The sequence below is a fragment of the Sphingomonas sp. S-NIH.Pt15_0812 genome (assembly GCF_003951315.1).
In the GTDB taxonomy this organism is placed as follows: domain Bacteria; phylum Pseudomonadota; class Alphaproteobacteria; order Sphingomonadales; family Sphingomonadaceae; genus Sphingomonas.
In genome coordinates, this window is record NZ_QLJH01000008.1 from 64,358 (window position 1) to 90,213 (window position 25,856).

Consider the following 25,856-nt stretch of genomic DNA (forward strand, 5'->3'; position numbering starts at 1 on the left):
CCTCGGCTCGCATCAGAAACTGTACCGCGCGCGGGCGATGACGGTGCGCGGTGGAATCAACTGGTCGAAGGTCGCGTTGACCCCGAACACATCGGTGAAGCGCGTGCTGATCCCGTCGCGATCGAACAGGTTCTGCACGCTCAGGCTCAAATCCCAGCCGCTGTCGAACCGGATGCCGCCCGTCAGGTTGACCTGCGTATAGCCCGGTACATGGTCGATCGCGGGATTGTTGAACACGCGCGCCTGCATCGCGCCGCGCCGGATCACCAGGGCGGACGCATAGCCGCTCAGCCCGGTGTCGAAGCGGTGGTTCCAGTTCGCGCCGGCCGTCGCGCTGAACCTGGGCGTCTTGGCTAGCTGATTGCCGTACAGGTCCTCGATGACCGCCGCACGGGCCAGCGTGACGGCGGGCGCGAAGATGCTGAGCCGCCGATTGACGACCAGGTCGCGTTCCGCCGCCACGGCATCGATGCTGTCGAGCGCGCGGACATGGCCGCTGATCCGGCTGTCGAGGAAGGTCAGTCCGGTCTGGAACCGCAGGTCTCGGCTGGCCGCGAAGGTCAGTTCCGCTTCCGCACCCAGGATCCGGCTGCGCGGAATATTCGCCACGCCGCTCGACCGGTTGCGCGGGTCGCTGGTCATATATTGCAGGTCGCGATAGTCATAGCCGAACCCGGCCAGATTGGCGCGCAGCCGCCCGTCGAGGAGGTCGGCCTTCAGCCCCAACTCATAGGCGTCGATATGCTCCGGACGGAAGGTGCGCAGCACCAGATCCTCCGCCACGTCGGCAATGCCGAAGGTCAGGTTGTTGCCGCCCGGCTTGAACCCCCGCGTATAGGAGGCATAGGCCATGCGGCCGCGCCCCAGCTCGAACTCCACCGCCGCGCGACCGGTCACGGCCGTCGCCTGCGACGTGATGTCGGCGGTCGGCCGGCCGGTCGACAGGGTGAAGAAGTTGAAGTTGCGGTTGGTCGCCCGGTCATCGGTATAGCGCAGGCCACCGGTCACCCGCAGCCGCTCGGTCGCGTGCCACGTCGCCTGCCCATAGAAGGAATAGGAGCGGCGTTCGGGGAAGAAATCGCTCTGGAAACCGATGTCCCCGGCGGGCGGCAGGCCGTTATTGGCGATCGGGTTGAACGGATCGAACACGCCGTTGCGATTGCGGTCCACCCGTTCGAGCGAATGCGCCTCGATCTTCTGCTGGAACCAGAAGGCGCCGAGCACCCAGTCGACGGAGCCGAACAGCGACTGCCGCGACACGAGGTTCAGCTCGGAGGTGTAGGAGCGGTGCGCCTGATCCTGCCGTTCGTAGAAGCTGCGCTCGACCGTCAGCGGGCTGACGACCGCGACGTTCGAGAAGTCGTTGTCGCGATATTTGCGAACATCCTCGCGCTGATGGCTGCCGAGATACTTGACCGTGAAGACGGGCAGATCCCAGGTCACGACCGCGCTGTACAATTGCGATCGCAGGAACAGCCGCGATGGCGAATCCTGCGACAATTGCCGGTGCCCGTCCGCAGCGCGGCGTGGGGTGGGATCGAATAGCCCGAAACGCGCCGGGCCGTTGGTGTCACTGCGAAACTGTTGCGCGGTCAGGTCGATGCGCAGGTTGTCGGCCGGCGCCCAGAGCAGCTGGAACCGCCAGGCCGCATCGTCGCGCTGGTCCAGCGCCTGGTGAAGGGCGACGTTGGTCGCGGTGCCGTCCTGCTTCAGCCAGCTTCCCGCTGCGCGGATCGCGATGGTCTGCCCGATCGGCAGGTTCACCGCCGACCGCAGGTTCCGGTAATCGAACGATCCATAGGCGGCATCGACATAGCCCTCGGTCCGCCCCAGCTTCGGCGCCGCCGTGACCAGGTTGATCGCGCCGCCGGTCGAATTCTGGCCGAACAGCGTCCCCTGCGGCCCGCGCAGCACTTCGACCCGACCGACATCGAGGAAGTTGCCGCCCAGGGCGAAGGGCGACACGATATAGACGCCGTCCTGATGATAGGAGACCGAAGGGGCGGCGACATCGTTCTGGTTCGCCTCCTGCCCGACGCCGCGGATCGAAATCGTCGTGCGCTCGCCTTCGGCATTGCCGACGGTCAGGCCGGGGGCCAGCGCGCTGAGATCCTGGAACGTATTGATGTTGTTCGCCAGCAAGGCATCACTGGTCAGCGCGGTGATCGCCTGCGGCACTTTCTGCAGCCCGGTCTCGCGCTTTTCGGCGGTGACGACGACTTCGGGGATATACTCGTCCTGCGCCGCATCGGTCGTCGCAGCTTGCGCTGTGACCTGCTGCCCCGCGCAAGGATAGGATATGAGTGCCGCGCACGACAGCAGCGGCCATTTCGTCCAGTTCATCACATGCCCCCACAAGCGATTTTGCGTGGGGCGGCGCGCCCTCCTCCGATCATCCGCCGGATGGCCCGGCCGTGCACCGCCCGCCTTCGAATGCCGTGTTAGCGGCGACGAATTGGCGATCAGAAGCACAATATTACGCTTCCGGTGCGCGCTTTTTTCGCTCGCTTCGTGCGGGTGTCCGATCAATCGAACGACTGCCGCTCGAACCGGTCGAAATCGCGTTCCAGCCGCGCCTCGAGCCGGGCTTTGGCATGGGTGGCGAGGAAGGTCCGGCAGGCGGCCGTGTCCAGGACGCGGCAGGCGGCGACCCGGGGGCCGCCGGCGCGATCCTGCCAGAGGCTCGCGCCGGGCAGGAACGCATAATGGAGGGAATCGCGGGCGATCTGCTTGAGGTCCCGGTAACGCAACTTCTGTTCGGTAACGGCGCGCAGATATTCGTTGGTCATGTCGGTGCGCGAGACGCCTTCGTCGTCGGTCGACAGCACGACCGGGACACCGGCCTGGCGATAGAGCGACAGCGGGTGATCGCGCCCCTTCACCCCCAGGATCACCGCATTGCTGGTCAGGTTGATCTCCACCGCCACCTGCTCGCGCGCCATCCGCGCCAGCAGCGCCCGGGCGTCGGTTTCATAAGGGATATCGATGCCATGCCCGATCCGGCGGGCACCGGCGACCACGACGGCATCGCGAATGTGGAAGCGCAAATCGCGCGGCGGCACCAGTCCCAGGGTCAGTTCGCCCGCGTGCAGCGACAACGGAATTGCGGGAAACCGGTCCTTGAGGAACCGCAGCATCCGCATGTGCAACGCATAGTCGCGCAAGGCGACCGGATGATGTTCCGGCGCGACGATGTTGACCGCGACGAAGCGCGGATCGCCCTGTACCAGCGCGAACCCCAGGGCGAGTTCGGCGAAGACCTGAGCCGGTGGCCGGGTGCGGAGGGCGGCGAACTGATACCGGATCTCGGTCGCGCAGGCGGGTTTCGGCATGGCGGTGCGACATCCGTCGATCGCCGCCATTTCCGCGTCATATCCGTCATATTGCGCCCGGGTCGCCCGCACCGCAGCGGGCAGTTCGGGAGCGATCCGGTCGTACAGGGCGGCCAAATCCTGCACATCGCCATCGCCGACCTTCGCCAGCAATGGCTGCGTCGCGGCCGAACCGGTACTCAGTTCGCCATAGGACACGCCGTCAGCCGCGGCTTGTTGCCGCGCGATCGCCATCACCTTGCCCCCGTGGCGGGCGACGATCGGCCAGAAGGCGTCGAAGGTCGAGAAGAAGCGATCATAGCCTGACACCTGCGGGTCACCCGTGCCCGCCTCGAAACCGCGCGTGGAAAAGGCGTCCACCAACGCCGCATAGCGCGGATAATCCTGCACCAGCGTGGCGGCGGAGATGCGGCCGGGGGCGTCGCAGGGTGCCGGTGCCAGGCCGGCCGGATTGACCGACAGACACAGCCCTTCCGCCGCCGCCCAACCGAGCATATCCTCCGCATAGATCGCACCGCCGGCGTGATTGTGGAGGTCGCCGCCCTTGGGCATGGTTTGCAGGAAGAGGCGCAGCCGCGGCGGGCTGTCGGCGATCCGGTCGAAATAGGCCGCCGTTCGGGCTTCGGCCGTCGCCGGCTCGGGCGGCGGCGTCGCCCCGCCCAGCATCGCGGCGACCAGCACCAGGCCGACCCCCGCCGCGCCGAAGCGCATGCGGGCGCGGCCGCCATTCCAACGGACGTTCATCGCTATCCCCCAGGTGATGGCCGCGGCTCGTGGCGCAGGCCCCCTGTCGGCCTGTCTATGGAAGGTCTGGCGGCTCGCCCATCGCAATATCCGGCACGTTGCGTTGCCGTAAACCGCGCGGTCAGGGGGCCGGCCGTTACACCACGCCGACCCTGGTGCGCTCATTTTTGCAACGGGGAATGCCGATCATTGCTGTAGATCGGGCGGCTGCCCGCTGGCATGACGAGCCTCAAGGCGGGTCCGGGGGATGACATGACACAGACGGCAGGAACGGAACGACCGGCCACAACCCTTTGGGAACGCCGGTTCGACCTGACCGCACGCGGCACCTCGGTCCGGACCGAGATACTGGCCGGAACCACCACCTTTCTGACGATGGCCTATATCGTGCTGGTCAACCCGGCGATCCTGGGACAGGCCGGGATGCCGGTCGCGGCGGTTGCGGCGGCGACCTGCTTTGCCGCCGCCTTCGCCTCGATCCTGATGGGTATGGTCGCCAATGTGCCGCTGGCCCTGGCACCGGGCATGGGCCTCAACGCCTATTTCAGCTTCACCGTCGTACAGCAGATGGGCATTCCCTGGCCGGTCGCGCTCGGCTGCGTGCTGATTTCCGGTTTCTGCTTCCTCATCCTGACGCTGACCGGTGTGCGACAGCTGATCGTGTCGGTCATACCACCGCATCTTTTCGCAGCGGTGGCGGGCGGGATCGGCCTCTTCATCGGCTTTATCGGCCTCCGAAATGCCGGCATCGTCGTCGCCAGTCCGGCGACGCTGGTCGCGCTCGGCCCGCTGACCACGCCCGGCGCGGCCTTGGCGCTGCTCGGGCTGCTGGTGATCGCGGTGCTGAGCGTCTGGAACATACGCGGCGCGATGCTGATCGGGATCATCGTCACCACCGCCGTCGCCTGGATGACGGGGCAGGTCACCATGATCCCCCAGCCCTATAGCCTGACCATGTTGACCGAAACGGCGTTCCGGGTCGACCTGGCCGGGGTGTTCGGCGCGGGCGGGCGGCACGGGCTGGGCCTGTTCGAGATCCTGTTCGTGTTCCTGTTCGTCGACCTGTTCGACAATATCGGCACGCTGGTCGCGGTGACCAAGCGCGCCGGGCTGGTCGACGCATCGGGTCGCATCCCGCGACTGAATCGTATCCTGCTCACCGATGCGGTGGCGACCATGGTCGGCGCGGTGGCGGGCACCAGCACCGTCACCAGCTATGTCGAAAGCGCGGCGGGCGTACAGGCTGGCGGACGCACCGGCCTGACCGCGATCGTCACCGGGCTACTGTTCCTGTTGGCCATGTTCGTCGCCCCCTATGCGCAACTCGTGCCGCTGGCTGCCACCGCCCCCGCTCTGATCGTCGTCGGCGGGCTGATGCTGTTGCCGCTGGTCGAGGTGCAGTGGGACGATCCGCTGGCGGCGATCCCGGCGTTCCTGACCGTGGCGCTCATCCCGCTGACCTTCTCGATCGCCAACGGGCTGGCGTTCGGCATCACCGCCCATGCCGTGTTGAAGGCGATGCGCGGACAGGCGACGCGGGCCGACTGGTTCCTGTTCGTCCTCGCCGCGCTCTTCATCGCCCGCTTCGCCTGGATGGGGACCGCGTAAGCCGATGACGACCCGTTTCCTCCTCGACGAGGCGATCGTCGAAATCGCCGATGCCGCGCCGACCGCGACCCTGCTCGACCATCTCCGCTATCGCCTGCGCCGCACCGGCACCAAGGAAGGCTGCGCCGAGGGGGATTGCGGCGCCTGCACCGTGCTGGTGGGCGAATTGGCGGGCGACGGCATCGCCTGGCGGGCGGTCAATGCCTGCATCCTGTTCCTGCCGATGATCGACGGCAAGGCGGTGCTGACCGTCGAAAGCCTGTCGCAGGGCGGCGCGCCGACCCCGCTCCAGTCGTGCATGGCCCGCAACGGCAGCTCGCAATGCGGTTTCTGTACGCCGGGCTTCGTCATGTCGCTCTATGGCCGGGCCGTCGGGGCGGCGGGCCATGCCCTGCCCGTCGCCGATGCGGTCGCCGGAAACCTGTGCCGATGCACCGGCTATGGCCCGATCCTCGCTGCCGCGCGCGACGTGTGCCGGATCGAACGCGACGACCGACCATTGGCCACCGCGTTGCGCGACCTGCGGGCGGCGGATGCCCCCGAACCGTCGCAAAACTGGTTCGCGCCCCGATCGGCCGACGCGCTCGCCGATCTGCTGATCGAACGACCGCACGCGCGGCTGATCGCCGGGGCCACCGATGTCGGACTATGGGTGACGAAGGGGCTGCGCGACCTCGATACGCCGGTCTTCATCGGCGACATTCCGGAATTGCGCACGATCGAGGAGGACGCCGCCGGGGTCACGCTGGGCGCGGCGGTCCGCTATGCCGAGGCGCATGACGTGCTCAACCGGCTGCATCCCGATCTGGGGGAGCTGGTGCGGCGGATCGGCGGGTTGCAGGTGCGCAATGCCGGCACCATCGGTGGCAATATCGCCAACGGCTCGCCGATCGGCGACGGACCACCCGCGCTGATCGCGCTCGGCGCATCGCTGACGTTGCGCCGCGGCGACCAGCGACGCACGCTGGCGCTGGAGGATTATTTCCTCGCCTATGGCCAACAGGATCGCGCACCCGGCGAGTTCGTCGAGTATGTCCACGTCCCCCGCCCCGCCCCCGACGCCATCGTCCACATCACCAAGCTGTCGCGCCGGTTCGACAGCGACATTTCGACGCTCTGCGGCGCCTTCCACCTGACATTGCGCGACGGGACCATTGAGGAGGCACGGGTCGCGTTCGGCGGGATGGCGGCGACGCCGCGGCGCGCCCCGAACTGCGAGGCGGCGTTGACCGGCGCGCCCTTCACCGACGCCACGATCGTTCGCGCCGCTACAGCCTTGCGGGAGGATTTCGATCCCTTGACCGATGTGCGCGGCAGCGCCGGCTATCGCCAGGAGGCGGCCGGCAATCTGTTGTGGCGGCTGTGGCACCGCGAACAGGGGGAGCCGGTATCGGTGCTGGGCGCGCTATGATGACCGACCGTGCCGCCGCCGCCCCCGCCGCACCGGTCGCTAAGCCATCGCTGCCGCATGACAGTGCCCTTCTGCACGTCACCGGGGCGGCCCGCTATATCGACGACGAAGCCGAGCCGGCCGACCTGCTCCACCTCGCCTTCGGCCAGTCGACCGAAACCCATGCCGGCATCGTCGCGGTCGACCTGTCGGCGGTGCGAGCCGCACCGGGCGTCGTGGCGGTCTTCACCGCCGCCGATATTCCGGGCCATAACGATGTCAGCCCGGTCGCGCATGACGACCGACTGCTCGCCGATGGCGAAGTGCTCTATCGCGGTCAGCCGATCTTTCTGGTGGCCGCGACCAGCCGGGGCGCGGCGCGGCGGGCGGCGCGGCTCGGAAAGATCAGCTATGCGCCGCGCCCCGCCCTGCTGACGATCGCCGATGCCCAGGCCGCCGCCTCGCTGATCGAGCCGACCCAGCGCATGGCCCGCGGTGACGCCGTCGCCGCGCTGGCGACCGCACCGCATCGCCGCTCCGGCGGCTTCGCCATGGGCGGACAGGATCATTTCTACCTGGAGGGCCAAGTCGCGCTCGCCCGTCCGCAGGAAGATGGCCAGGTCCATATCAGCAGTTCGACCCAGCATCCCAGCGAGGTGCAGCATCTGGTCGCCGACCTGCTGGGCGTCTCGTCAGCCGATGTGACGGTCGAGGTCCGCCGCATGGGCGGTGCGTTCGGCGGCAAGGAGACGCAGGCCGCGCCCTTCGCCGCGGCCGCCGCGCTGGTCGCGGCCAAGACCGGTCGGCCCGCCAAGTTCTGCTGCGACCGGGACGACGACATGGTCCTGACCGGCAAGCGCCACGACTTCGCCATCGACTATGATGTCGGCTTCGATGATGACGGCCATATCCTCGGCCTGGTCTTGCGTCTCGCCTCGCGGTGCGGCGCGACGGTCGACCTGTCGCCGGCGATCAACGACCGGGCGATGTTCCATGCCGACAACAGCTATTGGCTGCCGGCGGTCGAGATCCTGTCCGAACGGCTGAAGACCCACACCGTCTCCGCCACCGCCTTCCGGGGTTTCGGCGGTCCGCAGGGGATGCTGGCGATCGAACGGGTGATCGACGTCGTCGCCGCGTCGCTGGGCCACGATCCGCTCGATGTGCGTGTCGCCAACCTCTATGGACCGGGTCGTGACGTGACGCCCTATGGCATGACGGTCGCAGACAATATCGCCCCCGCCCTCATCGCCCGGCTGCGCCGGGACAGCGACTATGACGCCCGCCGCGCGGCGGTGCAGGGTTTCAACGCCCGCCACACGATCCTGAAAAAGGGCATCGCCCTTGCCCCGGTCAAATTCGGGATCAGCTTCACGACGACGCATCTGAACCAGGCCGGCGCGCTGGTGCATGTCTATGCCGATGGCAGCATCCAGGTGAACCATGGCGGCACCGAAATGGGTCAGGGCCTCTACATCAAGGTCGCCCAGGTCGTGGCGGACGTCTTCGCCGTACCGGTGAGCGCGGTGCGCATCACCGCGACGCGCACCGACAAGGTGCCCAACACTTCCGCCACCGCCGCCTCGTCCGGGGCCGACCTGAACGGCATGGCCGCGTTCGAGGCGGCGCGGACGATCCGCGACCGGCTGGCGGGCGTGGCCGCGTCGATCGGTGGCGGCGAACCGCATGAGGTGCGCTTCACATCGGCCGGCGTCGTCGCGGGGACGGAGGCGATCCCCTTCGCCACGCTTTGCCGCAAGGCGCATCTGGCGCGCGTCTCGCTGTCGTCGACCGGCTTCTACGCCACGCCGCACATCGCCTATGATCGCGCCGCCCATCGCGGCCGCCCCTTCTATTACTTCGCCTATGGCGCGGCCTGTGCGGAGGTGGTGGTGGATACCTTGACCGGCGAACATCGCGTGCTGGCGGCCGATATCCTCCATGACGTCGGCCGGTCGCTGAACCCGGCGATCGACCTCGGCCAGATCGAAGGCGGGTTCCTGCAGGGGCAAGGCTGGCTGACGACCGAGCAGCTGGTGTTCGCCGACGACGGCCGGCTGCTGACCCATTCGCCCGCGACCTACAAGATCCCGACCGCCGGCGACCGCCCGGACCGTCTGTCGATCGCGCTGTGGGACGGCGAGAATGTCGAACCGACGATCAACCGGTCCAAGGCGGTCGGCGAACCGCCGTTCATGCTGGCCCAATGCGTGCTGTCGGCGCTGGGCGCGGCGATTGCCGCCACCGCACCCGACCGGCGCGCCTTTCCGCCGCTCGACGCCCCCGCCACGCCAGAGGCGATCCTGCGGGCCATCGCCGCGCATCGCGCATGACCGTCCCCTGGATCGACCGGCTACGCATGGCCGCGCCGGACACGCCCCTGGCCCTCGTCACGGTCCTCGCGACCGAGGGCTCGGCCCCGCGCGGAGCCGGCACGCGGATGGTGGTCGACCATGCCGTGTCGGTCGACACGATCGGCGGCGGTGTGCTGGAGCATCAGGCGATCGAACAGGCGCGCGCGATCCTCGCCCATCCGCCGGGTAACTGGCGGATACAGGATTATCCGCTCGGCCCCCTGCTCGGCCAATGCTGCGGCGGGCGGGTCCGTCTGTTGATCGAGCGGGTCGACCCGGCGGCGCTCGACTGGATCGACGCGGCCGCGAACGGCACGACGCTGACCACGACGCTGCATCCGGCCGGCATCGCGCGCGCGCGCGATCCGATGGCAGCGATCCTGCCGCTATCGGCGCATGGCGAGCGCCCCGGCGTCGGCGCGACCTGGTCCGAACGGCTCGGCCGGGAACAGCGTCCGCTCTACCTGTTCGGGGCCGGCCATGTCGGTCGGGCGATTGCCCGCCGCGTAGGGGGATTGCCGCTGCGGCTGGCATGGTTCGACAGCCGGCCGGACCTGGCCGAGATGCCGGGTGTGACGGTCGTCGACGCGGATCGCCTGCCCGCCTGCCTGTCCGATGCGCCGGACGAGGCGGCCGTCGTGATCCTGACGCACGATCACGGCCTCGACTATGCGCTGACCAAGGCCGCCCTGCTCCGCCCGCCCCTCGCCTATGTCGGGCTGATCGGCTCGGCGACCAAGCGCGCCCGGTTCCTGTCCCGGCTGACCCGCGAAGCCGTGCCGGCCGACGCGCGCGCGCGGCTCACCTGTCCGATCGGGCTGGCGGCGATTCCGGGCAAGGAACCGGAGGTGATCGCCCTGTCGGTCCTTGCCCAGCTTCTCAGCCTCGGCCAAGCCGAGGCTGCGGCAACATCAGAGTATCCATGACCCTACGCCTTTTCCGCGCCGAACTGCTGTCGGTTTCGGCCGATCCCCGGGACGATCCGGGTGCCATCCGGTACGAGCCCGATGGCCTGCTCGCGGTGGAGGACGGGCTGATCGTGGCACGCGGCGATCATGCGACGCTCGCGCCGCGCTTCGCCGGATTGCCGGTCGAACGCCTGCCCGGCATCGTTGTCCCCGGCTTCGTCGACGCGCATGTCCATTATCCGCAGATGGACCGGATCGCGTCGCATGGCGAACAGCTGCTCGACTGGCTCGAACGCCATATCTTCCCGGCGGAGATGGCGTTCGCCGACCCGCTCCACGCGACCAGCGTGGCGGAGGCGTTCCTGACGGAGCTGCTCCGCAACGGCACCACCAGCGCGCTGGTGTTCCCGACCGTCCATCCGGGATCGGTGGATGCGCTGTTCGAGGCGGCGCTCGACCGGCGGATGCGGATCGTGTCGGGCAAGGTGCTGATGGACCTTGGCCCCCAAGGCCTGCGCGACACGCCGCACGATGCCCGCGTCGATAGCGAAGCGCTGATCCGGCATTGGCGGGGGCGTGGCCGGCTGGGCTATGCGGTGACGCCACGCTTCGCCCTGACCTCGTCCGACGCACAGCTGCACCAGGCCGCCGCCCTGCTGGACGCCCATCCGGACGTCCTCCTCCACACGCATCTGGCGGAGAACACCGATGAATGCGCGGCGGTGGCCGAACGCTTCCCGCACGCGCACGACTATCTCGACGTCTATGAGCGGTTCGGGCTGGTCGGCCCCCGCTCGGTCTTCGCGCACGGCATCCACCTGAACGATCGCAGCTGCGCCCGGATCGCCGAGGCGGGGGCCGGGATCGCCGTCTGCCCGACATCCAATCTCTTCCTGGGATCGGGCTTTTTCGACTTCGGACAGGCCGACGCCCATCGGATGCGGCTGGGCCTGGGCAGCGATATCGGGGCCGGCACGTCCTTTTCTCTGCTGCATACCGCCGGTGTCGCCTATCAGGCCGCGCTGGCCCGCGAAGTTCGGCTCGATCCGTTCCGGGCACTGTACTTGGCGACCGGGGGCAGCGCCGCGCTGCTCGGCATCGGCGACCGGGTCGGGACGCTGTTGCCGGGACAGGAGGCGGATTTCGTCGTGCTGGACGACGCGGCCACGCCGCTGCTGGCGCGGCGGACCGGCGGTGCCGATCTGGCGACGCGGCTGTTCGCGATGCAGGTGCTGGGCGACGACCGGGTCGTGCGGCGCACCTATGTGCTGGGCGAATGCGTCTGGGATCGGGAGACGGGATGATGCGGGTATTGGGCCTTCTGCTATGGGGGCTGGCGGCGGTGCTGGGCGCGGCGGCGCCGGTCCAGGCGCAGGCGGCGGAGGATCGCCGGATGGTGGTCGTCGACGACGAGGGCTTCGGCCTCGGCCATGTGATGCTGCTCGACGCCCCCGATGTCGAAGTGCTCGGCATCACCACCGTGACGGGCAATGTCTGGGTCAATCGCGCCACCGCCATGGCGCTGAAGGGGGTCGAGCGGATGGACCGGCATGTCCCCGTCGTGCCGGGCGCCACCTATCCGCTGGTCAATTCGGAGGTTCTAACCGAACGCTGGGAAAGCCTGTACGGCAAGCTGATCTGGAAGGGGGCGTGGATGCGCCAATGGGTCGAGCCGACCCAACAGAGCACGCCGCCCTATCACCGCGCCGACGATCCGGTCGACCTGCCCGGCGGCAATCCGACCGCCCGCCCCTCGCCCGAGATCGCCGCCAATTTCCTGCTGCGCATGGTCCACGAACATCCCGGGCAGGTGACGATCATCGCCATGGGACCGCTGACCAACCTCGCCCTGGCTCAGCGGCTCGACCCCGCATTTGCCGGGCTGGCCAAGGAACTGGTCTATATGGGCGGCAGCTTCAATCCGCGTCAGATGCGCGCGGGCGTATCGGCGGACCAGTTCGCGCGCGAGTACGTCCACTCCCCCCGCCGCGAATTCAATGCGCGCTTCGATCCCGAGGCCGCCAGCATCGTTTCGCGCAGCCCGTGGCGGCGCATCACCGTGGTGCCCGCCGATCCGGCAACGGCGACCGAGCTGACGCCGTCACTGATCGCCCGGCTGCGCGCCGTGTCGCCGCCCGCCGTCGCCGCCTGGATCGGTAGCCTCGAACCCGGCTTTCCGATGTGGGACGAGATCGCCGCCGCGATCTGGCTCGACCCGAGCATCGTCACCGGGCGGCAGAATGCGTTCGTCGATTACGATACCCAGTTCGGACCCGGTTATGGCGACACGCTGTCATGGAACGAGGGCTATCAGCCCGGTCTGGGCGAGCAACGCGCCGAGCTGGTCCGCACCATCGACCCCAACCGGCTGGAGGCGCTGATGCTGCGCCTGCTGGCGCGACCCGCCCGGCGTCAGGCCGGAGGGGGGATGTAGGCGAACTGGGTGAAGCGCGCCTCGATCTCGCGCAGCACCATCGCGGCGGCATAGGAGGGCGTCCGCGCCGTCGCCGTGCACAGCGCCAGCGTCATGGGGCGCAGCACCTTGTCGACGATCCGGGTGAAGGCCAGCGTCCCCGCCCGGACCTCGGTCGTCACGTCGAGCGAGGTGAGGATGCCCAGGCCGCCCCCCTGCTGCACCAGCGAGGCGATCATCTGGATATTGTCGGACGTCACGCGGCGGTGGAGCGTGACGCCGGACGTGCCCTCCAGCACCGCCACCTGCTGGTGCACCGCCAGCGGCGCGGCGGGCAGGATCACCGCCTCGCCGTCGCAATCGGAAAACCGGACACCCGCCCGGCCCGCCAGCGGATGGCCGGGTGGCGAAACGACGCCGAGCACCACATCGACAAAGGCGCGCACCGTCAGATCCTGATAGGATTGCGGATCGAACAGGATGCCGAAATCCACGTCGTTGGCGGCGATCGCGCGACGCACCTGCTCGTTGCCCAGCACGTGCACGCCGATGGTGATGCCGGGATAAGTCTGCTGGATCGCATGGATGGCCGCCGGCATATGGCCCTTCGAAAGCGCATCGATCACCGCGATGTCGACATGGCCGCGCTTCAGCCCGCGCAAATCCTCGATCTGCGACAGCGTATCGCCCAGCTGCTTCTGCCAGCGCCCGCCCGCCGCCATCATCACCTCGCCCGCCGCCGTCAGCCGCAGCCCGGTGGGCAGCCGCTCGAACAGCTGCACGCCCAGCCGCGCCTCGGCATTCAGGATCTGCCGGTCGATCGCCGAGGCCGAGACGGACAGTTCATCGGCGGCGCGCCGGATCGACCCCAGCCGCCCGACCGCCATGAAATACCGGATGAAGCGTGAGAGTGCTGGCATGCGCTAATTTTTGCAACGGATCATCGTGATCATTGCGTTTGAATGCAACGAAGGCGCGCCGTAGGTCAATCGCCAAGTCGGCCTGCCGCGCGCGCCAATCGGCGATCACCCCCCATGGAGGGGCGCGTGGCTTCGGACCGACCATGATCATGGGAGAGGCGGGGAACATTGGCGACGGACCGAGCCGGGGAAACGGATCGGACGTCGCAGGGGGGCTCACCATGACCATAGGCGCTTGCTCGCATTCCACCATTTCGGACGTCCCGAAGCCGCCGCGCGGTGCCGGGCTCGCCCTTGCCGCGTCGCTGCTGTGCGGGACGGCGCTGGCGACGCCGGCCTTCGCGCAGGACAAGGCGTCCGTGACGACGGCCGCCGATTCTACGACGCAGGAGGGTGGCGAGATCGTCGTCACCGGCTCGCTGAACGCCCTGCCGGTCAAGGATGTCGGCTCGGTCTTCGGCTTCGACAAGACGCTGGTGGAGACGCCGCGCTCCGCCTCGACGATCAGCGACGAACAGATCGAACGGTTCGGAATTACCGACATCTACGACCTGGTCGCCCAGTCGCCCGGCACCTTCACCAACTCCTTCTTCGGGGTGGGCGGCGCGCTCGACATTCGCGGGACGCCGGGCGAGACCTATTTCCGGGGTGTCCGACGCCTCGACAATGCGGGCAATTATCCGACGCCCATCGCCGCCGCCGATCGGATCGACATCGTGCGCGGTCCCGCCTCGCCCATCTATGGCCCGTCCAAGACCGGCGGCTATCTGAACTTCGTGCCGAAATCGGCGCGGGTCGCGGGTGGCGCGCTGCTGAGCAAGCCGACGGGCGAGTTGAGCTATACCGGCGGCAGCTGGGACCGGAACAATTTGCGTGCCGAAGTCCGTGGTCCGGCGCGGGTCCTGGGTGCCGATCTCGGCTACAGCCTCTATGCCGAAATCGAGGATTCCGGCAGCTATTACCGCAACATGTCGACCAAGCAGACGATCCTGCAAGGCGCGTTCGACCATCGGCTGACCGACCGGATCCGGGTCGAATTCGGCGGTCAGCACCAGAATTTCAAAGGGCAGCAGAATGGCGGCTGGAACCGCCTGACCCAGAAGCTGGTCGACGACGGCACCTATATCACCGGCACCGCCAAGCCGCTCGATACCAATGGCGACGGCCAGATCTCGCAGGGCGAGATCCGGGCGTCGGTGCCCAACGGGCTGTCGATCTTCGGCAACTTCACCTGCCACAACAGCAGCTTCAGCCCCTTCGCCACCGGCTTCACCAATGCCTGTTTCACCCAGACCTATCCACAGCTGAACCTGGTCGACACCGGCACCACCACGCTCAGCCGCCGCGACGTGCTGACCGGCGTCAACGACAAGCTGCACAACAAGCAGACGACGCTCTACTACGACATCACGTTCGACGGACTGGACGACCTGACCGTCAAGAACCAGCTGTTCTTCGACAACACCCGTAACATCAACAGCAACGATTACGGCTTCTCCCAGCGCGTCCATTCCTATGTGATCGAGGACAAGATCGTCCTGGCCAAGTCGGTCCAGACCAGCGCCGGCAAATTCTCGGCGCAACTTTCACCGTCGGTCCGCTACGTCAATTTCGACTATGGCGACGATTTCGACTTTGAGTATTTCCACCGCGTCGACCTGACCCGGGGTTATACCCCGGCATCGAACCGACTGCTCTCGACAGAGTGCAATTGCGGCTACACCGACCGCGTCTTCGGCCATACGACCGACTATGGCATCGCCGCGCTGGTCGACCTGGACTTCTCCTTTGGCCTCGATCTGCTGCTGGGCGGCCGCTACGACAAGGTCGATGCCGCGTCACGCTATGATCCGACGGTGATGGACCGGGCGCCGACCGTGACATCGGCCAAGGGCAGCGACGATGGCTGGTCGTGGACCGCCAGCGCGTCCTACAAGCTGCCCTTCGGCCTCATCCCCTATGCGACCGCGTCGCAGCAATCCACGATCGTCGTCGGCCAGGGTGCAGAAGTCCTGCCCGAGGCGGTGCAATCGGGCTTCATGTCGACCTCGCGCCTGTACGAAGGCGGCGTGAAGGGCAGCTGGCTGAACGACAAGCTCTATGCGGCGCTGTCGGTCTACAAGCAGAACCGGACCGACTTCAACATCCAGTCGATCACCGTCAACCAGGCGGTCGAGACGAAGGGCGTGGAGGCCGAGGCGCGCTGGGCGGTCGACCGCCATCTCCTGGTCACCGCTGCCTATACCCATACCGAGGTCGTCAACCTGACCGGACTGAGATCCGGCACGCTGTTCAGCTTCTTCGGCATCGAGGATCTGGTCAACGTCACCGATCCGACCCTGTATCTGGGCGGTCAGCCGACCGGCCTTATCCCGATCGGCAATCGCAATGCCGCGCGCCGGGCGGGCATTCCCGCCAACCTCTATTCCGCCACCGCCACCTATGGCTTCGACAACGGCCTGTCGGTCAGCGGCAGCATGGTGAAGGTGGACTCGGTCTTTTCGGGCCAATCCCAGGCGGTGCGCCTGCCCGGCTATACGCTGGTCGACCTGTCGAGTTCGTACCAGACCGGCCCGTGGCTGTTCCGCGTCGTCGTCAAGAACGCGACCAACGCACGCTATTTCCGCGCCAACTTCACGGAGTTGTTCGGCAGCACCATCGTCCTGCCCGAACGCCCGCGCAGCTTCCTGGCATCGGCCGTCTATAAATTCTGATGGTGCAGGCGGGGAAGCGGACACGCCGCCTCCCCCGCCCCGCCGGAGTATCGATCATGCATGCTTTCGTCACCGGCCTGCTGCTTGCCGCCGCCGCGCCCGTCCTGCCGCCCCAGGCCGCACCCGCACCCGCCGCCACCGCACCACTCTGCGCCATCGCCGCGCCGTGCGCCAAGCCGCTGCCCGTGCGGATGGTCGTCGTCACCATGTTCGAAATCGGCAAGGACGAAGGCGATACCGCCGGCGAATTCCAGTTGTGGAAGACGCGGCGCAACCTGCACCAGCGCATTCCCTTCCCCCACGGCTTCCACGACATCTATTACAACCCCGAAACCCAGATTTTGGGCATCGTCACCGGCGTCGGATCGATCCGGTCGGCGGCGGCGGTCACCGCACTCGGTCTCGACACCCGGCTCGACCTGTCGCGCGCCTATTGGCTGGTCGCGGGCATCGCCGGCATCGATCCCGCGGATGCCTCGATCGGTTCGGCTGCCTGGGCACGCTATGTCGTCGACGGCGATCTCGCGCATGAGATCGACGCGCGCGAAATCCCCGCCGACTGGAAGAGCGGCTATTTCCCGCTCGATCGCAAGGGGCCGAGCGACCCCGCGCCGCCGCGCACCGATGGCGGCGAGGTGTTCGCGCTCAATCCGCGCCTCGCCGAATGGGCGTTTCGACTGACCCGCGACGTGGCGCTGCCCGACGATCCCGGCATCGCCCGCGAACGCGCGCGCTATACCGACCATCCCAATGCGCGAAAGCCGCCCTTCGTGCTGATGGGCGATCAATTCTCCGCCATGACCTTCTGGCACGGCGCGCTGCTCAATCGCTGGGCGAACGACCACACGCGCTATTTCACGCGGGGCAAGGGCAATTTCGTGACCAGCGCGATGGAGGAAAGCGGGACGCTCCAGGCCATCGCCTATCTGTCGAAGATCGGTCGCGCCGACAAGGATCGCGTCCTCGTCCTGCGCACGGGCAGCAACTATACCATGCCGCCCCCCGGCGTCACCGCAGCCGATTATCTGCTGCGCGAGAATGAAGGCTATGCCGGCCTGAACGCATCGGTCGAAAGCCTGTACCGGGTCGGGGACCGGGTCGTGACCGAGCTGCTGGCGCATTGGGATCGCTACGGCACGACCCCGCCCCAATGACGCTGACCGTCCTGCATTCCGCCGCCGCACTCGTCACGATGGACGATGACGGGCGCGAGATCGTCGATGGCGCGATCGCGTGGCGCGACGGGATCATCACCGCCATCGGCACCACCGAGGCGCTCGCGCAGCTTCGGCGGAGTGCCGACCGCACGATCGACGCGCGGGACTGCGTGGTCACGCCCGGACTGGTCAACACGCACCATCATCTGTTCCAGTCGCTGACCCGCGCCGTACCCGGCGCGACCGACGCCTCGCTGTTCGGCTGGCTGCGGCGGCTCTATCCGATCTGGGCGCGCTATCGCCCCGACGATGTCCATGCCGCCGCGCGCCTTGGCCTGGCCGAACTGGCCTTGTCCGGCTGCACCCTCAGCACCGATCATCTCTATCTCTATCCGAACGGCGTCACGCTCGACGACACGATCGCCGCCGCGGGCGAGGTCGGCCTGCGCTTCCATCCGACGCGCGGCAGCATGAGTGTCGGCGAAAGTGCCGGCGGCCTGCCGCCCGACGCGCTGGTCGAACGCGAGCCCGCCATCCTGGCCGACACGATACGGGTGATCGACCGGTTTCATGACCCTGCCCCCGGCGCGATGGTCCGGATCGGGGTCGCGCCCTGCTCGCCCTTCTCGGTCAGCGAGGGGCTGATGCGCGATGCGGCGCTGCTCGCCCGCGACAAGGGCGTGATGCTCCACACCCACCTGGCCGAGGATGAGGACGACGTCGCCTTCTCCCTGGCGCGCTTCGGCTGTCGCCCCGGCGTCTATGCCGAACGGCTCGGCTGGACCGGCCGGGACGTGTGGATGGCCCATGCCGTCAAGCTGGATGCCGACGAGATCGCGCTGTTCGCTGCGACCGGCACCGGCGTCGCGCATTGTCCCTGCTCGAACTGCCGGCTCGGTTGCGGGATCGCGCCGGTAAGGCAGATGCTCGCCGCCGGCGTGCCCTTGGGGCTGGGCGTCGACGGATCGGCCTCCAACGACAGTGGAAACCTGTTGCAGGAGGCGCGGCAGGCGCTGCTGCTCCAGCGCGTCACCGGAGGCGCGGAGGCGCTGTCCGCCCGCGCGGCGCTCAGGCTGGCGACGCGCGGTGGCGCCGAGATGCTGGGACGCCAAGACTGCGGCGCGCTGACGGTCGGACGGCGCGCCGATCTGGCGGTGTGGGACGTGGCGATGGCCGCCAATACCGGCGCATGGGACCCGGTGGACGGGCTGGTGCTTTGCCCGCCCGCCGGCGTGCGCGACCTGGTCGTCGAGGGACGGACCATCATATCGGGCGGTGAGCTGCGGTGCGCCCCGCTCCCCGCGATCCTGGACCAGGCCCGCCATTCGATCGCGCGGCTTCGCGACCGCTGATCGCTACGCCATCGGGTCGTCCGTGCTGGCCCGGCCGGAGAAGAAGGCGTTCAGCCCGACCGCGCTGATCGACGCCAGCACGATGCCCGAATGCAGCAGCGGCGCCAGCGCATCCGGCATAGCCTGGAAGAACCGATCGGACAGGACGGGGATCAGTCCGACGGCGATCGACACCGCGATGGTCACCAGCCGCTCGAACGTCAGTTCGACCGACCCCAGGATGCGGATGCCGGTCGCCGCGATCATCCCGAACATGACCAGCGCGGCACCCCCCAGCACCGGCAGGGGCACCGCCGCGACCAGCGCCGCCAGCTTCGGGCAAAAGCCGAGCGTGAGCAGGATCACCCCCGCCCCCGCACAGACGAAGCGCGACCGGACGCCGGTGATGCTGAGCAACCCGATATTCTGGGCGAACGAGGTATAGGGGAAGGTATTGAACACGCCGCCCAGCAGCGTGCCCGCCGCATCACCGCGCAGGCCCCGCACCATCTGGCGACGGTCGACCGGTCGGCCGACCATCTGCCCGGCCGCCATGAACATGCCGAACGATTCGATCATCACGGTCATCATGACGAGGCACATCGCGATCGATGCGGGCAGTTGGAAGCTGGGCAGGCCGAACTGGAACGGCCGCACCAGCGCGAACCATGGAGCCTCCCGCACCGGGGTCAGGTCGACATGCCCCATCGCCCCGGCGATGATCGTGCCCGCGACCGTGCCGACCAGCACGGCGCCGCTCCGCACCAGGCCATGGCCGAACCGCATCAGGCACAGCACGACACCCAGCGTCAGCAGCGCCAGCAGCAGATGGGCCGGCGCGCCATAGCCGGGATCGGTCGGCTGCCCGCCCCCCGCCCAGTTGATGCCGACACGCATCAGGCTGAGGCCGATCGACAGGATCACCGTCCCCGTCACGGCGGGGGGAAACAGCCGCGACACCCGGCCGACGAACGGCGCGATGAAGAACCCGAACACCCCCGCGACGATGACCGCGCCGTAAATGCCGCGCAGCACCTCCTCGGCCGGCGCGCCATCAGCCTTGCCGGCGGCGATCATCGCCAGCATCGGGCTGATCGATGCGAAGGTCACCCCCATCACGATCGGCAGGCGAATGCCGACCAAGGGCAGCCCCAGCGTCTGGATCAGCGTGGCGAACCCGCAGGCGACCAGATCGGCGCTGATCAGCAGACCCAGTTGCGCCGGCGGCAGATCGAGCGCGCGGCCGACAACCAGCGGCACGGCCACCGCCCCGGCATACATGACCAGCACATGCTGCAAGGCCAGCGGGACCAGGCGCCGCGCGGGCAGAACCGCGTCCACGCCATCGTCGATCCGGTGGCCGGCGGGCGCGGCGGACGGCTCGGCCCCCGCCTGTCCTGCCAGGGGCAACTCCGTTGTCGCCGATTGCATGGGCTGGGTCTCCGTCGATCCGCTATGTGATGACGGTCATCGTATCGACATCGAACCTGTCGCCACCAGCACCGTTTCTGGAACGAAGCGATCGAGAAAAGGCATCACTCGCCATGGTGCGGCTTGGGGGCGCGGGTACGCGGGATGGTCGGACCGGCGGTGTTCGTGCCCGGAAAAGAAGCGCGCTCGTCGCGCCCCATCGGCAGTCCCGGTGCAAAGACGCTGAAATTCGGATGGAAATCCGACGGTCTTAGCGGGCGGTTAAATATTGGTCGGGCATGTAGCGCTGAACGTGGAGTGCTTGTGCCGGTGTCAGACGCTAGTTTTGAGACGGTCGCGATCGGCGACCTCGATGGAATGACCGCCGAAGAGCGGGATGCCCTGCCTTACGGGGTGGTCGGCTTCGACGCAGACACGATCGTCACCATCTATAACGCGACCGAAGCGCGCATGTCCGGTCTCGACCCGTCCACGGTGCTGGGCGTGCCCTTTTTCGAGGCCGTCGGCCAGTGCATGAACAACTTCATGGTAGCGCAGCGGTTCGAGGACGAAGCCGCGATCGACGACATCATACCCTATGTGCTGACCTTGCGGATGCGCCCGACCAAGGTCCGCCTTCGCCTGCTGGCTGATCGGGACGGGCCGCATCATTATATCCTGATCGAGCGATGAGGCGATCGTGATGAGCGAAAAGTCCAGCGAGGAGCAGCTTCTCGAATTCCTGTACGCCTGTCCGGTGGGCTTGATCGAATGCGACCCGACCGGCGAGATTGCGATGATGAACCCGCATGCGATGCAGCATCTGTTGCCGCTCGCCGGTCCGCGCAATGCCAGCAATCTCTTCGCCGCGCTGGAACAGCACGCCCCCGAGTTGCGAAGCCTGGCAGCGGCCTATACGCCCGCCACCGGCAAGATCTGCGACGGGCACCGCATCTTCGTCGATCTGGGCTCCGGACGACGCAAACAGGCGCCGCAGGTTCTCTCGTGCACGATGGTGAAGCTCGGCGCCGATCGTCTGATGGTGACCCTGTCGGACATCAGCCAGCAGGTGGTGCAGGAGGACCGGCTTCGCCAGGCCGATACCTGGTTTGCGACGCTGCTGGACGGCGTCAACGAATATGCCGCGCTGGCCATCACCCCGGCCGGACATATCGCCTCCGCCAACCTGTGCTTCACCCGGCAAACCGGTCATGACTGCACCGCGGTGATCGGCCAGAAGCTGGCGGAGGTCCTCCATTCGGACAGCTCGGGCGGTGACCTGCGTCTCGAGGAGCAGGTGGAGATCGCGCAACGGGACGGCTGGCATCTTCAGGAAGGCTGGCAGCAGCGCCGCAACGGGACACGCTACTGGTGCCAGCGTCTGGTGGTCACACGGGCCGATGGCGGCTCGCCGAGTCCCACCGGCTTCTCCGTTGTGCTTCGCGACGTGCCCCGGCGTGAGGCCGCTGCCGAGGACCTACGTCGCCTGCTCACCTGCGATCACCTCACCGGAGCCTCGAACCGGCGGCATTTCAGCCAGGCGATGGAACGGGAGCAGGCGCACTGGCGGGAGCTGCGCCATTCACTGGCGCTGGTGATCCTCGACCTCGACCATTTCAAAGCCGTCAACGATACCTATGGGCATCCCGTCGGTGACGCGCTGCTGTGCCAAGTGGCGCAAGCCTGTACGGAAATCCTGCCGCCGCGTGGGATTTTCGCCCGCTTGGGCGGTGAGGAATTCGGCGTGCTGCTGCCGCGGTTCGACCTCGACCAGGCCTTGAACCTCGCCGAAGAGATGCGCGTCGCCGTGGCGGGCCTGTGTATCGATACGCCGACGGGCCAGCTGCGTGCGACGGCCAGTCTCGGCTGCGCCACGCTGGAGGAAGCCGATGGTTCGATCGACGCGCTGATCGCCCTGGCCGATCGCCGTCTCTACGCGGCCAAGCGGAGCGGCCGGAACCAGGTCCACCAACCCCAGGCCTGTGCCGCATGAGCCTGAAACTTCCGCGCTCGGCGGCGCGGCGGATCGCCTGTGCCGTCGTCACGGCGGAAGTCGGCCGATTGCGCGAGCGCGACCGGCCCAACCTGCCAACGGATAGCTGGCCGGAGGCGATGCCGATCGGTGACGATGGCCTGGGCCTCGACTCGCTGGAGCAATTGGGGGCCCTTGGCGCGCTGGCGGAGACGTTCGGGCTGGACGACCGGCTGCTCGCGCCCGAGCCGCCCCGCACGGTCGGAGACTGGGTGGACTGGATCATGTCCAGCCACGAGGATGGTCATGGCGAACTGACCGTGATGACGTCCGGTTCGACCGGTCGGCCTCGGCCCTGCGTCCATGCCGTCGCGGATCTCCTGGCAGAGGCGCGGTTCCTTGCCACGCAGTTGGACGGGCGTCGCCGCGTGGTGTCGTTGGTGCCCGGCCATCATCTCTATGGCATCGTCTGGACGGCCTTGCTGCCTGTCATGCTCGATGTCCCGGTGGTCGCGCGCCTGATCGGCGGCCCTCTCGAACTCGCGCCGGGGGATCTGGTCGTTGCCGTTCCCGATCAATGGCACGCCATGCGCCGGTTGGTCCGGTCGTTCCCGGAGGACGTGGTCGGGTGCAGCTCGGCCGGCCCCCTGGACGATGTTCTTGCCGAGGAGCTGCTCGCCTCCGGCCTCAGCCATCTCCTCGACATCTATGGGTCGTCCGAGACCGGGGGGATTGCCATTCGCCGCCTGCCCGCCGATGCCTATGATCTCCTGCCTCGCTGGCGGTTGCTGCCGGAGGGGGACGATGATTGGCGACTGGGCGATGCCGGGGGGAACAGCCACGACCTGCCCGACCATGTCGAGGTCATCGGAGAGCGCCGGCTCCGGCCGCTCGGCCGACGCGACGGGGCGGTTCAGGTCGGAGGCCGGAACATCTGGCCCAGCCATGTGGCCGACACGTTGCGGCAGATCGACGGGGTCACCGATGTCGCGGTCCGTCAGCATGCGAATGGACGGCTCAAGGCCTTCATCGTGCCCGACGGCAGCCTGGAGGCCGCCGACCTCGCCGCCCGAATTGACCGCGTGTGCGATGATCGGCTGTCGCCGCTCGAACGCCCCCGCAGCATCCGCTTCGGCAATGCACTGCCCCGAAACATGATGGGTAAACTGGAAGACTGGGTATGATACACGCTCCTATTTCGACCAAGGATGTCGAACGGTCCATGCCCATGACCTTGCACGATGCCTGTCACGGCTGCCGTACCGGCGCCCCCTTGCCCCTCGCCATCACCATGGCGTTCCAGCCGATCGTCGATGTGACGACGGGTTCGGTCTTCGCCTATGAAGCGCTGGTCCGCGGTGTCGGCGGAGAGGGCGCGGCCACAGTTCTGGCCGGCGTCGAGCCGGACATGATCTACAAGTTCGACCAGGCCTGCCGGGTCAAGGCCATCGAGCTGGCCGGTCACCTGTTCCGACCCGACGATGGGGCCAAGCTGTCGATCAACTTCATGCCCAATGCCGTCTACGAGCCGGACGCCTGCATCCGCGCGTCGCTGGCGGCCGCCCGACGGGTCGCGTTCGATCCGACCCGGCTCATGTTCGAGTTCACCGAGAACGAACGCATGCAGGACGTGGCGCATGTCCGGCGCATCGTCGAGGCCTATCGCGCGCGGGGTTTCACTACGGCGATCGACGATTTCGGCGCGGGCTATGCCGGCTTGGGACTGCTTGCCGACCTTCAGCCGGATATGCTGAAGCTCGATATGGCCCTGATCCGTGGAATCGATGGATCGGCTGCGCGGCGCACGATCGTGGCCGGCGTGGTGCAGATTGCCGATGCTCTGGACGTCCGATGCATCGCCGAAGGGGTCGAGACCGCAGCCGAGCTGGAAATTCTCCGGACGATCGGCATCGAGCTGTTCCAGGGATATCTGCTGGCGCGGCCCGAACGGGAAGCCTTGCCACAGCCGGCGTTCAACGCGGTTTGACCAGTCCGGCCCGCTACTCGGCGACCGGTAGACCGAATGCCGTCACCATTGCCGGCGAAGCGCGCGGATCGCGCTGACGCTGGTCCGTCGCGCTTCTGCTCGACCTGGGGAGTCCCCGGCTACAGCAACGGCGTCCATCGATCGCCTGGCGGGCTTCGCGACCGCCATATCCGTGTCCGTCAGGTCTGCTGGCGGTTGAGCGGCGGCCATAAATCGGGGGGCATCGATCGACGCCGGTATCGGCTCGATCGACGGGGCTACAGCATCCGGATGCAGCCGGGCGGGACGTATCGTTTTGACCTGTCGCAGGGTTTCCAGTTTGGATGGCGCATCGGCCAGCCTTGCCCCTTCCGCTGATATGCGACGCGACCTTTGAGGGACCGGCATCGACGACGCAAGGACATCGGGCGATGGGGCGCTGGCCGAGCCGGATAGGACAGGCGGCTGCGATGGGACCGAACTCCGACCGTCGCGCAGCGATGCCAAGGCCGGCGTTTCGTCGCGCGAAACGGTCGTCGCGCCGTTCCTATGATCGAACCGATCGACGGAACTGGCATTCAGATAAAGGACCGCGAACCCGCATGTCATAGCCGCCAAGGAAGCCGCCACCGCAGCCGATGCCTTGCGGGAGGATCGCAGGCCGGCGGGTATGGGCGACCATCCACGAAAATCTTTGGCGGGCTTGGCGGAAAGAGTCTCCTGCTCAAGCCCCAGGATCGTAACCAGGGACGCATTCAGGCGCGCATCCTCGAAGGCAACAAGCTGGTTCATCATATTCCATCCTGTCCGGCTGACGTTCCTCCCAAACCGGTCGGCAAGGGGTAACGCTCGGGATCCTCGGAAGAGCCTTTGGTGTCAGCAGCCGTGCTCAATATCCAGTGGGACGGCCCTTCGATGCCGAGCGCGGTCAGCCGTTCGGATCGATAGGCCCCGGTATCGATGCCGATCCGATTGGCGCGGACGACGGGCCCGCCCTCCGCGATCGAATGACCGTGCACCACGGTCACACCATGACCGACGTCGGAATCGAGGAAATCCTCCTTGATCCAGAGCAGATCACTCGCCTTCTGCCTGCGAAGCGGCACACCCGGGCGGATGCCGGCATGGACGAACAGATAATCGCCGTGCTGATGATATAGTGGCAGCTTGGACAGCCAGGTGATGGCCTCGCTTCCGACGGCCTCGGCCGCCCGATGCAGCGTTCCCATGGTGGGTGGATCGGTCAGCTCCGCTTCGGACATGCCCCAGCTCAGCAGCGTTTGCGTGCCACCAAAGCGCAGCCATGCGGCAAACGCCTCCATGTTGCCGGTCAGCGCCTCCACCATCATCTCCTCATGATTGCCCTTCAACACCATGAAGCGGTTACTGAGCGCGGCGAGCTTCATGCAGCCACGGACCATGTGCGCGGAGTCCGGCCCGCGATCGACGATGTCGCCGAGAAGGATGATCTGCGTGGATGCGGGAGGCCGCCGGGCGTGATCCTGCTCCACGATGGCGATCAGCTGTTGAAACAGGTCGAACCGGCCATGCACGTCACCGATCGCGTAGACGCGTTCGATCGGCTCATTGGAACGACGATGGCTCACGGAAAATGCGTCTCCCTCATGCTGCTTCAT

Annotated in this window: 19 protein-coding genes; 13 read left to right on the forward strand and 6 right to left on the reverse strand. The window is 67.5% G+C overall.

Going from position 1 to position 25,856, the window contains the following annotated elements; translation table 11 throughout:
- Positions 1–12: 12 nt before the first annotated feature.
- Both BRX43_RS07370 and BRX43_RS07375 read right to left on the reverse strand, forming a co-directional pair.
- Complete coding sequence (locus tag BRX43_RS07370; RefSeq protein WP_125994213.1) at positions 13–2,343, reverse strand: TonB-dependent receptor; 2,331 nt, start codon at positions 2,341–2,343, stop codon at positions 13–15.
- Between the two features lie 182 nt (positions 2,344–2,525).
- Positions 2,526–4,076 (reverse strand): adenosine deaminase, encoded by a 1,551-nt coding sequence (locus BRX43_RS07375; RefSeq protein WP_241214834.1) that lies wholly within the window; start codon positions 4,074–4,076, stop codon positions 2,526–2,528.
- A gap of 252 nt (positions 4,077–4,328) precedes the next feature.
- Here BRX43_RS07375 and BRX43_RS07380 point away from each other — a divergent pair, with 252 nt between their 5' ends.
- From BRX43_RS07380 to BRX43_RS07405, 6 genes are read left to right on the forward strand one after another with little or no spacing between them, the layout of a single operon-like run.
- The gene (locus tag BRX43_RS07380) at positions 4,329–5,684 is read left to right on the forward strand and encodes an NCS2 family permease (protein ID WP_125994214.1); all 1,356 of its coding nucleotides are present in this window, start codon (positions 4,329–4,331) and stop codon (positions 5,682–5,684) included.
- A 4-nt stretch (positions 5,685–5,688) separates the two neighbouring features.
- Positions 5,689–7,095: a xanthine dehydrogenase small subunit gene (gene xdhA, locus BRX43_RS07385; RefSeq protein ID WP_125994215.1), complete on the forward strand. Its 1,407-nt coding sequence runs from the start codon at positions 5,689–5,691 to the stop codon at positions 7,093–7,095.
- Complete coding sequence (xdhB, locus tag BRX43_RS07390) at positions 7,095–9,407, forward strand: xanthine dehydrogenase molybdopterin binding subunit (RefSeq protein ID WP_125994216.1); 2,313 nt, start codon at positions 7,095–7,097, stop codon at positions 9,405–9,407. Before xdhA ends, xdhB begins: the two co-directional genes overlap by 1 nt.
- Positions 9,404–10,354, forward strand: coding sequence for a xanthine dehydrogenase accessory protein XdhC (xdhC, locus tag BRX43_RS07395; protein ID WP_125994217.1), 951 nt, complete (start codon positions 9,404–9,406; stop codon positions 10,352–10,354). Before xdhB ends, xdhC begins: the two co-directional genes overlap by 4 nt.
- The gene (gene guaD, locus BRX43_RS07400) at positions 10,351–11,640 is read left to right on the forward strand and encodes a guanine deaminase (RefSeq protein ID WP_125994218.1); all 1,290 of its coding nucleotides are present in this window, start codon (positions 10,351–10,353) and stop codon (positions 11,638–11,640) included. Before xdhC ends, guaD begins: the two co-directional genes overlap by 4 nt.
- Positions 11,637–12,770, forward strand: coding sequence for a nucleoside hydrolase (locus tag BRX43_RS07405; protein ID WP_346962854.1), 1,134 nt, complete (start codon positions 11,637–11,639; stop codon positions 12,768–12,770). The genes guaD and BRX43_RS07405 overlap by 4 nt, the downstream gene beginning before the upstream one ends.
- On the opposite strand, the gene BRX43_RS07410 is transcribed toward BRX43_RS07405, so the two are convergent.
- Positions 12,749–13,669 (reverse strand): LysR family transcriptional regulator, encoded by a 921-nt coding sequence (locus BRX43_RS07410; RefSeq protein ID WP_125994219.1) that lies wholly within the window; start codon positions 13,667–13,669, stop codon positions 12,749–12,751. The two genes, BRX43_RS07405 and BRX43_RS07410, sit on opposite strands and share 22 nt — an antisense overlap.
- Positions 13,670–13,890: 221 nt before the next feature.
- On the opposite strand from BRX43_RS07410, the gene BRX43_RS07415 reads away from it, so the two are divergent.
- Genes BRX43_RS07415 through BRX43_RS07425 form a run of 3 tightly spaced genes read left to right on the forward strand, consistent with a single transcriptional unit; the run spans position 13,891 to position 18,892 of the window.
- Entirely contained in the window at positions 13,891–16,383 is a 2,493-nt protein-coding gene (locus BRX43_RS07415) for a TonB-dependent receptor (RefSeq protein WP_125994220.1), read from the forward strand.
- A 56-nt stretch (positions 16,384–16,439) separates the two neighbouring features.
- Positions 16,440–17,537, forward strand: a complete 1,098-nt coding sequence (locus BRX43_RS07420) for a purine nucleoside permease (protein ID WP_125994221.1) — start codon at positions 16,440–16,442, stop codon at positions 17,535–17,537.
- Positions 17,534–18,892, forward strand: a complete 1,359-nt coding sequence (locus BRX43_RS07425; RefSeq protein ID WP_125994222.1) for an 8-oxoguanine deaminase — start codon at positions 17,534–17,536, stop codon at positions 18,890–18,892. Before BRX43_RS07420 ends, BRX43_RS07425 begins: the two co-directional genes overlap by 4 nt.
- A 3-nt stretch (positions 18,893–18,895) precedes the next feature.
- Here BRX43_RS07425 and BRX43_RS07430 read toward each other — a convergent pair whose 3' ends face one another.
- Positions 18,896–20,302 carry a nucleobase:cation symporter-2 family protein gene (locus tag BRX43_RS07430; protein WP_125994223.1) on the reverse strand — a complete coding sequence of 469 codons (1,407 nt, stop codon included), beginning with the start codon at positions 20,300–20,302 and terminating at the stop codon, positions 18,896–18,898.
- A 144-nt stretch (positions 20,303–20,446) separates the two neighbouring features.
- Here BRX43_RS07430 and BRX43_RS20810 point away from each other — a divergent pair, with 144 nt between their 5' ends.
- The 4 genes from BRX43_RS20810 (at position 20,447) to BRX43_RS07450 (ending at position 24,240) form a co-directional block, all read left to right on the forward strand.
- Positions 20,447–20,974 carry a hypothetical protein gene (locus BRX43_RS20810; protein WP_241214835.1) on the forward strand — a complete coding sequence of 176 codons (528 nt, stop codon included), beginning with the start codon at positions 20,447–20,449 and terminating at the stop codon, positions 20,972–20,974.
- A gap of 10 nt (positions 20,975–20,984) precedes the next feature.
- Positions 20,985–22,274, forward strand: a complete 1,290-nt coding sequence (locus BRX43_RS07440; RefSeq protein WP_125994224.1) for a sensor domain-containing diguanylate cyclase — start codon at positions 20,985–20,987, stop codon at positions 22,272–22,274.
- Positions 22,271–23,437, forward strand: a complete 1,167-nt coding sequence (locus BRX43_RS07445) for an AMP-binding protein (protein ID WP_125994225.1) — start codon at positions 22,271–22,273, stop codon at positions 23,435–23,437. The genes BRX43_RS07440 and BRX43_RS07445 overlap by 4 nt, the downstream gene beginning before the upstream one ends.
- Before the next feature lie 107 nt (positions 23,438–23,544).
- Complete coding sequence (locus BRX43_RS07450; RefSeq protein ID WP_206433140.1) at positions 23,545–24,240, forward strand: EAL domain-containing protein; 696 nt, start codon at positions 23,545–23,547, stop codon at positions 24,238–24,240.
- 42 nt (positions 24,241–24,282) lie between these two features.
- Here BRX43_RS07450 and BRX43_RS20815 read toward each other — a convergent pair whose 3' ends face one another.
- Complete coding sequence (locus BRX43_RS20815; RefSeq protein WP_241214836.1) at positions 24,283–25,014, reverse strand: hypothetical protein; 732 nt, start codon at positions 25,012–25,014, stop codon at positions 24,283–24,285.
- Positions 25,011–25,856 carry a metallophosphoesterase family protein gene (locus tag BRX43_RS07460; RefSeq protein ID WP_125994227.1) on the reverse strand — a complete coding sequence of 282 codons (846 nt, stop codon included), beginning with the start codon at positions 25,854–25,856 and terminating at the stop codon, positions 25,011–25,013. The genes BRX43_RS20815 and BRX43_RS07460 overlap by 4 nt, the downstream gene beginning before the upstream one ends.